General features: G+C 31.8%; 12 protein-coding genes. 11 read left to right on the forward strand and 1 reads right to left on the reverse strand.

Features of this window, described 5'->3' with window-relative positions:
• From rlmN to JNO63_RS02540, 6 genes are all read left to right on the forward strand, one after another.
• Entirely contained in the window at positions 1-1,026 is a 1,026-nt protein-coding gene (gene rlmN, locus JNO63_RS02515; RefSeq protein WP_203126913.1) for a 23S rRNA (adenine(2503)-C(2))-methyltransferase RlmN, read from the forward strand.
• A 2-nt stretch (positions 1,027-1,028) separates the two neighbouring features.
• Entirely contained in the window at positions 1,029-1,751 is a 723-nt protein-coding gene (locus JNO63_RS02520; RefSeq protein ID WP_203126914.1) for a Stp1/IreP family PP2C-type Ser/Thr phosphatase, read from the forward strand.
• A gap of 9 nt (positions 1,752-1,760) precedes the next feature.
• A complete protein-coding gene (gene pknB, locus JNO63_RS02525) occupies positions 1,761-3,767 on the forward strand; it encodes a Stk1 family PASTA domain-containing Ser/Thr kinase (protein ID WP_203126915.1) in 2,007 nt (668 codons plus the stop codon).
• Entirely contained in the window at positions 3,767-4,636 is an 870-nt protein-coding gene (gene rsgA / locus JNO63_RS02530) for a ribosome small subunit-dependent GTPase A (RefSeq protein ID WP_203126916.1), read from the forward strand. The genes pknB and rsgA overlap by 1 nt, the downstream gene beginning before the upstream one ends.
• Positions 4,630-5,292, forward strand: a complete 663-nt coding sequence (rpe, locus tag JNO63_RS02535; protein WP_203126917.1) for a ribulose-phosphate 3-epimerase — start codon at positions 4,630-4,632, stop codon at positions 5,290-5,292. The genes rsgA and rpe overlap by 7 nt, the downstream gene beginning before the upstream one ends.
• Positions 5,293-5,362: 70 nt before the next feature.
• Positions 5,363-7,492 carry a catalase gene (locus tag JNO63_RS02540; RefSeq protein WP_203126918.1) on the forward strand — a complete coding sequence of 710 codons (2,130 nt, stop codon included), beginning with the start codon at positions 5,363-5,365 and terminating at the stop codon, positions 7,490-7,492.
• 68 nt (positions 7,493-7,560) lie between these two features.
• Here the strand turns inward: JNO63_RS02540 and rpmB are convergent, their stop codons facing one another.
• On the reverse strand, positions 7,561-7,749 hold the full coding sequence (gene rpmB, locus JNO63_RS02545; RefSeq protein ID WP_203126919.1) for a 50S ribosomal protein L28: 189 nt from the start codon (positions 7,747-7,749) through the stop codon (positions 7,561-7,563).
• Positions 7,750-7,903: 154 nt separating this feature from the next.
• Between rpmB and murB the strand changes: the two genes are divergently transcribed.
• From murB to JNO63_RS02570, 5 genes are read left to right on the forward strand one after another with little or no spacing between them, the layout of a single operon-like run.
• Positions 7,904-8,806 carry a UDP-N-acetylmuramate dehydrogenase gene (gene murB / locus JNO63_RS02550; RefSeq protein ID WP_203126920.1) on the forward strand — a complete coding sequence of 301 codons (903 nt, stop codon included), beginning with the start codon at positions 7,904-7,906 and terminating at the stop codon, positions 8,804-8,806.
• Positions 8,807-9,655, forward strand: a complete 849-nt coding sequence (rapZ, locus tag JNO63_RS02555) for an RNase adapter RapZ (protein WP_203126921.1) — start codon at positions 8,807-8,809, stop codon at positions 9,653-9,655.
• A 1-nt stretch (position 9,656) separates the two neighbouring features.
• Positions 9,657-10,373 carry a tyrosine-protein phosphatase gene (locus tag JNO63_RS02560; RefSeq protein ID WP_203126922.1) on the forward strand — a complete coding sequence of 239 codons (717 nt, stop codon included), beginning with the start codon at positions 9,657-9,659 and terminating at the stop codon, positions 10,371-10,373.
• A gap of 8 nt (positions 10,374-10,381) precedes the next feature.
• Positions 10,382-11,278, forward strand: coding sequence for a DNA-binding protein WhiA (gene whiA, locus JNO63_RS02565; RefSeq protein WP_203126923.1), 897 nt, complete (start codon positions 10,382-10,384; stop codon positions 11,276-11,278).
• Between the two features lie 30 nt (positions 11,279-11,308).
• On the forward strand, positions 11,309-14,764 hold the full coding sequence (locus tag JNO63_RS02570; protein WP_203126924.1) for a DNA polymerase III subunit alpha: 3,456 nt from the start codon (positions 11,309-11,311) through the stop codon (positions 14,762-14,764).
• Positions 14,765-14,767 lie beyond the last annotated feature (3 nt).

Genomic DNA, 14,767 nt, shown 5'->3' on the forward strand with positions numbered 1-14,767 from the left:
ATGAAACAAACTATAAATGATAAGACAATTAAAGAAATAGAAGATATTTTTACAAAGCTTGGTTTTCAAAAATTTAGGGCAAAGCAAGTCTATCGTCAAATACATGTTAATAAAATTAATGATTTTGACCAAATGACAGACTTGCCTTTAGATATGAGAGAGAAACTATCTAATGATTTTGAGATTCAAAAGGTAAAATTATTAGAAACTTACGAATCAAAAATAGATTCTACAAAAAAATATCTTTTTGAACTAAATGATGGCAATATTATAGAAGCAGTTTTTATGGAATATGATGATCGCAAGACTATTTGCATATCATCTCAAGTAGGATGCAGAATGGGCTGTACTTTTTGTGCGTCAACTAAAAATGGTCTTGTAAGACATCTTAGCTCATCAGAAATAATTGATGAAGTTTATGAACTTGAAAGGCTAAATGGCGATATAAATAATATTGTAATCATGGGAATAGGTGAGCCCTTAGATAATTTTAAAAATATAACAAAATTCATAGAAATTATCACAGACGAGAAGGGTAGAAATCTTTCCCATAGATCAATCACACTTTCAACATCTGGACTAACACCTAAGATCTATGAGCTCGCTGATACAGGTCTTGATGTAAATCTTGCCGTAAGCTTACATTATGCTACAGATGAACAAAGAAAAGAATATATGCCTGTTGCAAGAAAATACAATATAAATGGACTTTTAAAGGCAACTGATTATTATCTTGATAAAACTAAAAGACGTGTGTCATTTGAATATGTTGTAATAGATGGTGTAAATAATAGGGACACTGATATTGAGAATCTAACAAAACTTATGCGTGGAAAAAACATACACATCAATTTAATACCATTAAATCCAATTGAAGAATTTAAGCATGGAAAAACTAGCAAAAAAGTTATACATGATTTTAAGGATAAACTTATAAGCAAAGGATTAAATGCTACAATCAGATATTCCATGGGTCAAGACATAGATGCTAGCTGTGGTCAGCTAAGAAATAATTATGCGAGGTAGTAATGAAATTTTCTTCTATATCTAACATTGGTAAACTTAGAGAAACCAATGAAGATTTTTATAGCAATGTTTCAATTGATAATTATGATTTTTTTATAGTAGCAGATGGCATGGGTGGCCACAGTGATGGAGAGTTGGCTAGTTCTATGGCTAGCAAAAGCTTTACAGAATTTATAGAAAGTAAAAACCTAAAGAACTTTGATTCAATCACAGATTTTCAAGAAAGTGCAATAAGATATGCAAATGAAAAAGTATTTGACATTGCATGCGAAAAACAAGAGAAAATAGGAACTACTGTAGTTTGTCTGTGCTTAGATTATAATGAAAACCTATATCACATAAGTCATATCGGGGATTCTAGATTATATTTATATCGCAAAGGTGAGATTACCCAGCTTACAAGGGATCATTCATTAGTAAATGAACTTATTGAAAGTGGAGCTTTAAAAGAAGATGAAGCTGAAAACTTTATCAATAAAAGTGCAATAACCAGAGCTGTGGGTATAGCTGCTGATGTAAATATTGATAGCAAAACTATCGATATGGAAGATAGTGATGTGATTTTAATAGTAACAGATGGCTTAACAAATGAAGTAAGTACTGATGATATAAAAAAAATTATTAGTGAAAATTCAGATGTTTACGACATTTCAAATAAGCTTGTTGAAGCTGCCAATCAATCAGGTGGTAGAGACAATATAACAGTAACAACCGTTAAGATTTAAGAGGGTATTATGGAAAAAATAATTTTGGACGATAGGTACGAGATTATCGAACAGATCGGCGTAGGAGGTATGGCAAAGGTTTATAAGGCCAAAGATAAACTCCTAGATAGATTTGTAGCTATCAAAATACTCAAAGACCAATACGCTGAAGATATCGAATTTCTTAAAAAATTTAATAATGAGGCACAATCAGCTGCCAAACTTTCTCATATAAATATTGTAAATGTATTTGATATAGGTGAAGACCTTTATAAGGGAGAGCGCATCTATTATATAGTAATGGAATATGTAAATGGGCAGACCTTAAAAGACTTGATTGTAAAAGAAGGAAGACTTTCAAATCCTGATATAATAGATTATTCAGTACAAATTGCTCAAGCTTTAAAAACAGCTCACCAGGCAGGGATTATCCATAGAGATATCAAACCACAAAATATTTTGATAGATAATTATGGATTGTTAAAAGTAACTGATTTTGGGATTGCAAGGGTTTCATCAAATGCAACTATCACATATACAAGTTCCATATTAGGAACAGTTCATTATATTTCGCCAGAACAAGCAAAGGGAAAAATTGTGGATGAAAAATCTGATTTATACTCCTTAGGTGCTGTAATGTATGAAATGGCTACAGGAAAAGTTCCTTTTGATGCTGATAATTCAGTAGGAATTGCTGTTATGCATATTCAAGATGAACCAGAACCCGCTAAAAATCTAAATCCAGATCTTTCTGATCATTTAAATTACATTATCATGAAACTTTTGGATAAAGATCCTGCTAATAGATTCTTAAATGCAAAAGAGTTAATAGATGCCTTAGAAGATCAAAATTTTATACAGGAGGAAGAGGATTTAACAGATACTGCAAGAATACCAATCGTAGTTCCTCAAGAACGTTCATATCAAAAAGTTTATAACGATCAAGCTCAGATGGAACGTAAAGAGGAAGAAGAAAAAGAAGAAGCAGTCTATGTTTCAAACTCTGATAAAAAAGTAAAAAGCAAACACAAAAAGCCTGACAAAAAAATTTGGCCATTGTTATTACTTGCTTTAGTTTTAGTGTCTGCAGTTTATTTTCTAAGTGGTAGGGCAAATAGTAAGGAAACTATTGAAGTCCCTATGCTATTAAATCTTGATCAAGAGCAAGCAGTAAATGAGCTTGAAAGAAGAGGTCTTAAAGCAAATATATCTAGAACTGAAGAAAGTGATGAGTATGAGATTGGTAAAGTCATGAGTCAAGACCCAGAGCAAAATACAAAGGTAGATCGAGGTACAACTGTAAATCTTGTTATAAGTGGTGGCCGTGAGGTAGAGGTACCAGATTTAAGAAATATGACATTATCTCAAGCAGATGAAACATTAAAAGAGGTTGGACTAAGGCTAGGTAGAACAAATCCACAATCTAGTGACAATGTAGAAAAAGACTTAATCTTAAGTCAAACACCAAGATCATATTCAAAACTACAAGCAGGTAGCGAAGTAGATGTTGTAGTAAGTACCGGTCCAGATCAGAGAGTAAATACAGTAGAAGTACCTAATCTTATTGGTAAAAGTGAGCAAGATGCAAAAGCTGTTATAAATCAATACGGTTTAAACTTACGTGATGTAAAATATCAAAATAGCTCAAGTGTAGAAAAAGGTTTTGTAATTAGTCAGTCTATTGCAAATGGTACTCAAGTTGCAAATAATTCAAATATAGATTTAGTGGTTAGCCTAGGAGCTGAAGAAGATACAGAAGAAGAAACTCCTGATCAAAATCAAGATCAAAACACTGATACAAATGGTCTTAGAAATGTTGTTCTAAGAGTAAACCTACCAGAACAAAAAGATCAATTCAAGGTAATGGTGTTTGATATAGTAGATGGACAAAGAAATCAAGCTATCATAAATCAAACTATGACAAGTGCAGATTTAAATAGTGATGGTAGATTAATATTAAATGTAAAAGCAAGGTATGGAGCAAGTCTTGAAGTAATAGTAGATGATGAAACCTTAGGAGTGTATAAAGTAGAGTAATGAATGGCAAGATAATCAAAGCTCAAAAAGAATTATATTATGTAGAAACCGGTGATAATATATACATGGCAAAGGCACGTGGCAATTTCCGCAAAAAAGGTATCAAGCCCTTAGTGGGAGATAATGTAGTTATTGATATCCAAGATGAAAATAATGCCTACATTACAGAAATTTTGGAAAGAAGAAACACCATAAAAAGACCAAATATTGCAAATGTAGATCAAATGCTGGTATTTATTACTATTACTGACCCACCACTTAATTTATATAATCTAGATAAATACTTATCCATGTGTGAATACGAAAATATCAATGTGGTTATAGTATTATCGAAAAAAGACTTGGCAACTAGTGAAAAAATTAATAATTTAACCGATATTTATCAAAAAATTAGTTATACTATCCTTACTTTGGATAATTACAATGATTTCCCAGAAGAAGAAATAAAAGAAATCTTAAAGGAAAAAACTTCTGCAGTCTCAGGAGCATCAGGAGTTGGAAAATCAACTTTCTTAAATAATCTTGTTGAAAATAATTTAGAAATTGGTGAGATTTCAGAAAAATTAAAAAGAGGAAAAAATACTACCCGCCATACAGAAATATTTACTATAGAAAATAATACTTACATTTTTGATACTCCGGGTTTTGATAGCTTTGACTTTGATTTTCTAGAAGATGAAAATAATTTAAAATATACTTTTAGAGAAATGGCTGATACGAATTGTAGATTTAAAAACTGCAACCACATAAATGAGCCAGATTGTGAAGTAAAGGAAAAACTAGCCAATGGAGAAATAGCAAAATCAAGATATGAAAATTATCTAATGATATTTAATGAATTAAAAGATAGGAGAGAAAACAAATGGTAGAACTAGCCCCATCAATTTTATCTTGTGACTTTTCAAATTTACAAAGAGATTTGGACCAAACAAAGGGTACAGATTTAAAAATGATCCACATCGACGTAATGGATGGGATTTTTGTACCAAATATATCTTTTGGTTTTAAGGTTATAAAAGATATTAGAGATAAAAATGATTATTTTTTTGATACTCATGCTATGATTGTTGAACCAATAAAGTACATTGAAGAATTTAAAAACTCAGGAGTAGATAGACTTACAATTCATTACGAAGCTTGCGAAAATCTTGATCAAACAATAAAAGAAATTAAAGAAAGCGGAATGGAAGTAGGACTTACATTTAAGCCAGCAACTGACATTAATTTAATAATCCCATATCTTGATAAAATTGATTTAGTTTTAGTAATGAGTGTTGAGCCTGGTTTTGGCGGACAAAAATTTATGGAAGATTCTGTTGAAAAAATCAAAATTCTAAGAGCTTATATTGATGAAAATAATCTGGATGTTAAAATTCAAGTAGATGGTGGAATAAAAACAACAAATGTAGAAAAAGTTATTGATGCGGGTGCAGATGAGATTGTATCAGGATCTGATGTATTTGGCAAAGATATAAAAGAACAAATAAATAAATACTATGAAATATTTAAAGAAAAGTCACTTTAAAAGTGGCTTTTTTTTATTTGAGGGTATGTATATACAGACGTAATGTTAAAATAATTTAAAGGAGATAACAATGGCAAAAAAACAAGACAATAAAAACGAGCATGATTTTAAAAAAGCTCCCCTAACTCCTCCAGATATAGATAAAGTAGAGCAAGTTGCAGATAATGCTAAGCAAAAAGACTTAGAAAAAAATAAAATTGATAATAAAAATCAAGCATTTACTACAAACAAAGGCCTTAAAATGGCTGAAGATGAATTTTCATTAAAAGCTGACAGACGTGGCCCAACTCTTATTGAAGACTTCCATTTAAGAGAAAAGATAATGCACTTTGACCATGAAAGAATTCCTGAAAGAATCGTTCACGCTCGTGGTGTAGGTGCTCACGGTGTATTTAAATGTACAAAAGATATGAGTGAATATACAAAAGCATCTATTTTTACAGAGGAGGGAAAAGAAACTCCATTATTTACTAGAATTTCTACAGTAGCAGGTTTTAGAGGATCAACAGATACACCTCGTGATGTGCGTGGATTTGCTCTAAAATTCTACACTGAAGAAGGAAACTACGATATAGTAGGTAATAATATCCCAGTATTCTTTATCCAAGATGCAATCAAATTCCCTGATTTCGTACACGCAGTAAAACCAGAACCAGATACAGAAGTACCACAAGCACAATCAGCTCACGATACTTTCTGGGATTTTGTAAGCCGCAACCAAGAATCAGCACACATGACAATGTGGGCAATGAGTGACAGAGCAATTCCTTTAAGCCTTAGAATGATGGATGGATTTGCTGTTCATACATTTAGATTTGTAAATGAAGAGGGAAAAGGAACATTTGTAAGATTCCAATGGAACCCACAACTAGGTGTACATTCAAGAGTATGGGATGAAACCTTAAAAGTTTCTGGTAACGATCCAGATAGTCAAAGAAAAGATTTATACGATGCAATCGATGAAGGAAACTATCCTGTTTGGGACTTCTGCGTACAATTATTGCCAGAAGAAAAAGAATTCGACTTCCCATTTGATATTCTTGATCCAACAAAAGTTTGGCCAGAAGACCAAATCGAAAAAATTAAAATTGGTGAAATTACATTAAATAGAAATGTAGACAACTTCTTTGCAGAAACAGAACAAGTTGCCTTTAACCCAGGAAATGTAATACCAGGAATTGATTTTACCAATGACCCACTATTACAAGGAAGACTTTTCTCATACACAGATACACAATTACTAAGACTTGGTGGACCAAACTTTGCACAAATTCCTATCAATAGACCGATTTCTGAAGTTCACAACAACCAAAGAGACGGTTGGCACCAACATATGATTAACAAAGGACCTGTTTCCTACCATAAATCAGCTATTGATGACCAATCACCTTATTATGAATCAGCAGAAAATGGTGGATACGAACATTATCAAGAAAAAATTGATGGTGTAGTTATAAAAGATCGTGATGATAGCTTTAGAGATCACTTCAGCCAAGCTACTGCATTTTATAAATCACTTAGTGAGGTAGAACAAAAACACATAAAAGATGCTTTTTCATTCGAACTTTCTAAGGTAAGAAGACCAGAGATTAGACAAAATGTTGTAGACATGTTTGCAAATGTAGATGAAAAATTAACAGAAGAAATTGCAAATAATGTTGGAGCAGATAAACCAAATGCGGAAAGAGGATTTGATCCAGCAGGAATAAAAGCAAGCAAAGAAGCCCAAGAAGTAAAAATGACAGAATTTTCACAAGAAAATACAACCTTTAAAGCAGATACTCTAAAAGTAGGCATCTACTCTGACAACGACGATGACTTTGATTTCAAAGCTCTTGTAAATGCGATTAAAGAAAATAAAGCAAAAGCAGAAATCATACAAGGCGACCTTCAAGATACAAAAGATGGCTCTATGGTAAAACATAGATACGAAACAATTCACCCAGTTCTAGAAGATGCGCTAATCGTAGTTGTACCAGAAAAACCAAGCCATGAATTTAGCAAAAATGTTGGTGAATTTGTTGATGAAACATTTAAACACTACAAACCAATTTGGGTAATTGGTGATGCTAGCGATATCCTAACTAGCGAGCAAGAAAAAGCAGACGGGGTAATGGTTACAGAAGATAGCAAAGATATTGATAAATTTATTGAAAATTTAGCAAAACAAAGATTCTGGAACAGAGATGGCTCAAACTAGGCAAAAAAAGACCACTAGGAAATTTCCTAGTGGTTTTATTTTGAATTCAAAATAAAAAAAGCACTCGATTATGCTTTTTGTACTCTTCCAGATTTTAAACATTTAGTACATACGTTGATTGATTTTGGAGATCCATCTACTATAGCTCTTACTCTATGCACATTTGGTTTAAAAGTTCTGTTGTTGATTTTGTGTGAGAAAGTAACAGTTTTACCTGCTTTTGTACCTTTACCACAAACTTCGCATGTTTTTGCCATATAAACACCTCCTAGCTTTTTACAATTAATCTTTATTATTTTACCAAACCTTCGGCCAAATTACAAATTTTTTTATCATAAACAAAGAAAACAAATTAGAGTATAATAAAATAATAGAAAACTTTGATTTAATTTATTAAATCTAGGAGGATATATGGATTACAAATCTATTTATGAGGGAAAGAGATTTGGAGAAATACTTTTTGACGAACCCTTAAAAGATTACACAACTTGGGGTATAGGCGGACCGTCAGATGTGCTTATCAAACCAAGTAATGAAGAAGAATTAAAAAATTTATTAAAATTTAACAATGAAAACAAAATTCCAACCACAGTTATAGGACTAGGATCAAACCTACTTATTACAGATAAGGGTATCCGAGGATGCGTTTTAGTTTTATCAGATAATTATGATGACATAACAATAGATGGAACTAGAATTACAGTTCTAGCTGGTACATCATTAAACAAAGCTGCTACAACTTCTATTGCAAATCATCTTACAGGCATGGAAGAAATTTCTGGCATACCAGGAACAGTTGGTGGTGCAGTAGCTATGAATGCTGGTGCCTATGGGAGAGAAATAAAAGATGTTTGTATTAGTGTAAAAGCCTTTGATTTTGCTGGTAATGAGTACAACTTTACAAATGAAGAAATGAATTTTTCATATAGACATTCAAAAATTTTTGAACAAGACTTAATAGTATCATCAGCAGTATTTGAACTTATGCCAGATACCTTAAATGAAGCACTCAACAAATATGAAGATTATACAAATCGACGTGAAACCAAACAGCCTCTTGATAAAAAATCCGCTGGATCCACATTCAAAAGACCTGAAGGCTCTTATGCATCAAAATTAATTGATGAATGCGGTCTAAGAGGATATAGAATTGGTAATTGCCAGGTAAGTGAAAAACACTGTGGATTTATAATTAATGCGGGTAATGCAACTTGTGCCGAAATGTTAGAATTTATCGATGAAGTTGCAAAAATTGTCTATGACAAAACAGGATTTACTTTAGAACGCGAGGTTAAATTAATCGGAGAATTATAAATGAAACTTAAAATAATTACTGGTTTAAGTGGTTCTGGAAAGACTACAACTTTGAGGGCGTATGAAGATATGGGTTACTATGCTATGGACAACTCTCCAGCATATTTAATAGAGAAGTTTATAGAACTTAACGAAACCCAAGAAAAACCAATTGATAAAATGGCTGTTGTAATTGATTTTAGGTCCCACAATCTTGATAGTAATATGTATGAGTCCTTTAAATCTTTAAAAGAGAAAAATGCTGACACTGAAATAATATATGTATATTGCAATGATAGCATAATTTTAAAAAGGTACAATGAACTACGTCGCCCACATCCATTGGGAGAATTTGGGAATGTTTCTGATGGAATAGAAAAAGAAAAAATATTTCTAGAAGATATAAGAAAAATATCTGATAGATTTATAGATACCAGTAATTATACAGCCAAGGAACTAAAAAAAGTTATAGAAGATTCTTTGGAAAAAAAAGATTCCATGATAGTAAATGTCCTATCATTTGGTTACAAAAATGGGATTAGCGAGGATTTTGATTATGTATTTGATATGAGATTTCTCCCAAATCCATTCTACATACAAGAATTAAAACCATTAAATGGGACAGATAAAAAGCTTAAAAAATACTTAGATGAGTTTGAAATTATAGATGATTTTGCCGATGATGTTTATAAAATGATTAATTATCTAATCCCAGAATTTAAAAATCAAGGCAAAAATACAGTTACGATAGCCTTTGGTTGTACAGGTGGCAAACATCGTTCAGTTTATATGGCAGAAAGAATGTATAAAAGACTTAAAAACGAAGATTACATAGTTGTAAAAAAACATAGAGATAAGGAAAAGTGGTGAAATGCAGTATTATAAAAGATTACCTTTTGAAAATATAAAAAATGCAAGAGAAATAGGAGGGGTGCCAACCGTAGATGGTAAGGTAACTCAATGGAAAAACTTTTTAAGAACTGCAAATCTAGATGACATTAGCATTGAAGAAATAAATATATTAAAAGAATATGGGGTTGAATCAATTATTGATCTAAGGCGTGAAAGAGAAATCCCATTTGAAAGCGAAAGTCACAAAAAAATTGCTAATAATTTTAATTTCTATAATATTTCCCTTGCACCAAATGATGAGTTTCGAAAAGAAGAAATAGAACAGATAATAAATAGAGAAGTGTCTATTGGATCGACTTATAGAAATTTAATAGATAATTTTACAAAAATTAAAGAAATAATGGAAGTTTTTGCAAATACTAAGGGAGCAACACTTTTTCATTGTCAAGAAGGCAAGGACCGCACAGGAATCGTATCTATGATACTGATGGGTCTTGCGAATGTGGGGCGTGCTGATATAATAGCAGATTATGAAATCTCTTCAGCATATCTTGGATATATTGAAAGATATGACGAAGAAGAACCATATTCTGTATTTAGAATTACCAACCCATATGCAATGAAAGAAGCTTATGAGTATATAGAACGCAAATATAAAAGCTTTGAAGAATATTTGCTCTATGCAAAAGTTGACCAAGATACAATTGATAAGGTAAAAAATAAATTAATTAACTAGGTGATACTATGTCTTTTTCAAAAAGATGTAAAAAAGAAGTCTTAAAAAAGGACCCAATTAATCCATTGGCAGAACTAATGTGTGTTGTAGATTTTATTGGGTCGATAAGGATTTCTAATGGCGGCTACAAGATAGTTTTTAAAACTTATTCAAACACTGAAGCTAGATACATTTACAATATAATAAAGGCTGCTTACAACTATTCTTCAACATTTGAGATAAAAGATTTGGCCAATGATGAGAGATTATTTACAGTTATTATTGAAGAAAGTGAAATATCTGAAGATATAATTGATAAAAGTAGCAAGTTTTTTATAAACAATTCGATAGATTTAGAAGATGTGTCCTTTGACGAAATAAAAGCTTTTTTAAAAACAGCTTTTGTTTTTAAAGGATCAGTAAATGACCCACAAAGGGGATATAATCTTGAAATAGGCTCAAATGAAGAATCTGGGGCTGATTTAATAAAAAAATCAATGGAAATATTTTCACTAAATCCAAAAGTAAATGTAAAAAAAGATAGTTTTGTAGTATATCTAAAAGATAGCGATAAAATTTCTGATTTTTTGGCAATTATTGAAGCCAACAAGTCATTGTTTGAACTAGAAAATGTCAGAGCCATGAGATCTATTCGAAATGATATCAATAGACAAACAAATTTTGACAAGGCCAATATTGATAGGACTGTAAATGCATCGTTAAAACAGGTTGATGCAATAAATTATTTGATAAAACAAAATGAATTTCAAAAACTATCTAATGATATGATTGAAATTGGTAACTTAAGACTCGAAAATCCCTATGCATCCATAGAGGAACTAGGGTCTATGGTTAATCCACCTATGAGCAAATCAAAAGTAAACTATAGGTTACAAAAATTTATAAAATTGGCTGAAGATTTGTGATAAGCAAATCTTTTTATTTGGAGACATATAATGGAAAATAAATTTACTCACTTACACTTGCATACTGAATATTCTTTGCTGGATGGCTTTTCTAGAATCGATGAATTAATTGAAAAAGCCAAGTCCTTTGGCATGGATTCTCTAGCTATTACTGATCATGGACAAATGTATGGAGTAATTGAATTTTACAAAAAAGCTACAGCAGCTGGGATAAAACCAATTATAGGTTGCGAGGTCTATGTAACTGAAAAAGACCATTTAATAAAAGATCCTACAAATAAGCGCTATTACCATCTTATTTTGCTTGCAAAAAATAATAATGGCTACCAAAATCTTTTAAAAATAGTTTCTGAAGGATATGTAAATGGATATTATTACAAACCTAGAGTTGACCTAGATTTTATTGAAAAATATTCAGAAGATATCATAGCCTTAAGTGCTTGCCTAAGTGGAGAAGTAAATCAAAGAATTTTAGAAAATGATATAGATGCTGCATATGAAACAGCAAAAAAATATGCAGAAGTTTTTGGTAGGGAAAATTATTACTTAGAGTTACAAAACCATGGACTTCCTGAGCAAAGAAGAGTCAATGAAATTTTGGTAAAAATGCATAATGATTTGGATATAGAACTTATTGCCACAAATGATGTTCACTACATAAACAGGGAAGATAGTTTTTATCAAGATGTTCTTTTATGTATACAAACAGGGGCGCTATTAAAAGATGAAGACAGGATGAAGATGCCATGTGATGAGTTTTATTTAAAATCTCCTGATGAAATGTATGCTATCTTTAAAGATTATGAGCGTGCCTTAGAAAATACAAATAAAATTGCAGAAATGTGCAATGTTGAAATAGAGTTTCATCATCCACACTTGCCGTATTTTTCAAAATTACCGGATAATATGACAAACTTAGACTATCTAACTCAATTAGTTGATGAGGGACTGGACAGAAAATATGAAAATGTGGATGAGGAGATAAGAGCTCGTGCCCTTAAGGAAATAAATGTAATCAATAATATGGGCTACATTGATTATTTCCTTATTGTTTGGGATTTTGTGCGTTTTGCAAAAGAAAATGATATAGCAGTTGGCCCAGGCCGTGGTTCCGCTGCTGGATCTTTGGTTTCTTATGCCCTAGATATTACACAAATTGATCCCTTAAAATACGATTTGATTTTCGAAAGATTTTTAAATCCTGAAAGGGTATCTATGCCTGATATCGATATTGATTTTGATTATGTAAGGCGTGATGAAGTTGTAGAATATGTAAACGAACTATATGGTCGAGATCATGTATCGCAAATTGTGACCTTTGGTAGGATGCAAGCTAGAAATGCCATACGTGATGTTGGACGTGTTTTAGATATTTCCTATGGAAAAGTTGATAAAATTGCAAAATTAGTACCTGCAGTTATAAATATGACACTGGACCGTGCCTTGAAAGAATCGGATAAATTTAAAGAGGCTTATGAAAGTGATGCGGAGAATAAAAGATTAATAGATACAGCAAGAAAAGTAGAAGCCTTACCTAGACACACTTCAATTCATGCTGCAGGTGTGGTGATGAGTAAGGAAATTTTGACAGATATTGTTCCACTTGCCTTATCCAATGACCAAGTTGTTACTCAGTTTAATATGACAGAAATTGAAGAACTGGGCCTTTTAAAAATGGATTTTTTGGGCCTTCGAAATCTTACTGTCATAAAAGATACCATAAAAGATGTCAAAGAAAATCACGGCATAGATGTTGATATTGAAAATATTGATGAAAATGACCCCAATATTATTGACCAATTTAACAAGGCAAAAACAATAGGTCTTTTCCAATTTGAATCTCCAGGGATGAGAAATTTCCTAAAAAATTTAAAGCCAACCGTATTTGATGACTTGGTTGCAGCAAACTCATTATTTAGACCAGGGCCAATGGATGAGATCCCAACCTACATCCACAACAAAAATAATCCAGAGGATGTATCATTTTTAGATGAAAAACTAAAGCCTATTTTGGGAGTTACTTATGGAATTATAGTTTACCAAGAGCAGGTAATGCAAATTGTTCAAAAGCTAGGAGGTTTTTCTCTTGGAGAAGCTGACAATTTAAGACGTGCCATGAGTAAGAAAAAAATGGATGTTATGGAGGCGAACAGGGATATTTTTGTAAATGGGAAAGTGGATGAAAACGGAGAAGTTATAATACCAGGTTGTATCCGTAATGGAGTAAGTGAAAAGGCGGCAAATAAAATCTATGATGAGATGATTTCCTTTGCAAAATATGCCTTTAATAAATCTCACTCTGCCGCTTATTCCTTGGTGGCAGTACAAACTGCATATTTAAAACACTATTTCCCTGAAGAATACATGGCCAATCTTATTTCATCAGTTATGGACAGTGCATCAAAACTTTACTTATATGTTAGTGAAGCAAAATCTATGGGAATAGATGTAATCGCTCCAGATGTTAATTTGTCATACCAGAAATTTTTTGCTAAAGATGGCAAGATTATTTTTGGTCTTTCAGGAATTAAAAATTTAGGAATTAACTTTATAAATGCCATCATAGATGCTAGGCAAAAAGATGGAAAGTTTTTAAATTTTAAAGACTTCTTAGAAAGAGTTGAAGCTGTTGATAGTAGAGCCTTAAACAAAAAGGGATTAGAATCGCTAATAAAGGCTGGTGTTTTTGATTCTTTGGGATATGCTAGGTCAAAACTAATGGCTGTTTATGAAAAAGCCATGACAAACGTCCACGAGGGTCAAAAAGTAAATGTAAAAGGTCAAATGAATTTGCTAGACATGACTGGGGAAACAAATAAAAATTCAACAGAAGATATGACATTTCCTGATGTAAGCGAATATCCCAAAAAAGTAAAACTATCCTTAGAAAAGGATGTACTAGGATTTTATATTTCTGATCACCCCCTCAGCGAAGCCAATGATAAACTAAAAAATACCATTACATTTAGGACAAACTATAAAGATCAGATGACTGATCCTGAAATAGCAAGACTTGATAATCAATTTGTAACTATGGCTGGTATAATTACTGGCAAGTCAGAAATAATGACAAAGAAAAGAAGTCTAATGGCCTTTGCAAATATTGAAGACTTGCATGGTTCGATAGAAATGGTAATATTTCCAGAAACTTACAAAAAATATAGAAATTTAATAGAAGATGATAATGTTGTGCTTGTTAAGGGTAAATTACAAGTGGATGATGAAGATATAAAACTTCTAAGTCAAGAATTTATTGACATAGAAAGTTTAGATTTTAGAACATTATACTTAAAAACAAGGTATAATGAGTATAATAATCTACGAGAAGTATTAAAGGAGTACAGTGGTAAAACACCTGTTGTAGTATATTTTGAAGATCGCAACAAGTCTTTTAAGCTTGATCAAAGGTTGTGGGTTGATGCCAATGACCAAAATATTAGTAGATTAGAACAATTTTTAGGAAAAGAAAATGTTAAGTTAAATTAAGGA

Origin of the sequence: Anaerococcus sp. mt242, assembly GCF_016798225.1 — a bacterium.
GTDB lineage: Bacteria > Bacillota > Clostridia > Tissierellales > Peptoniphilaceae > Anaerococcus.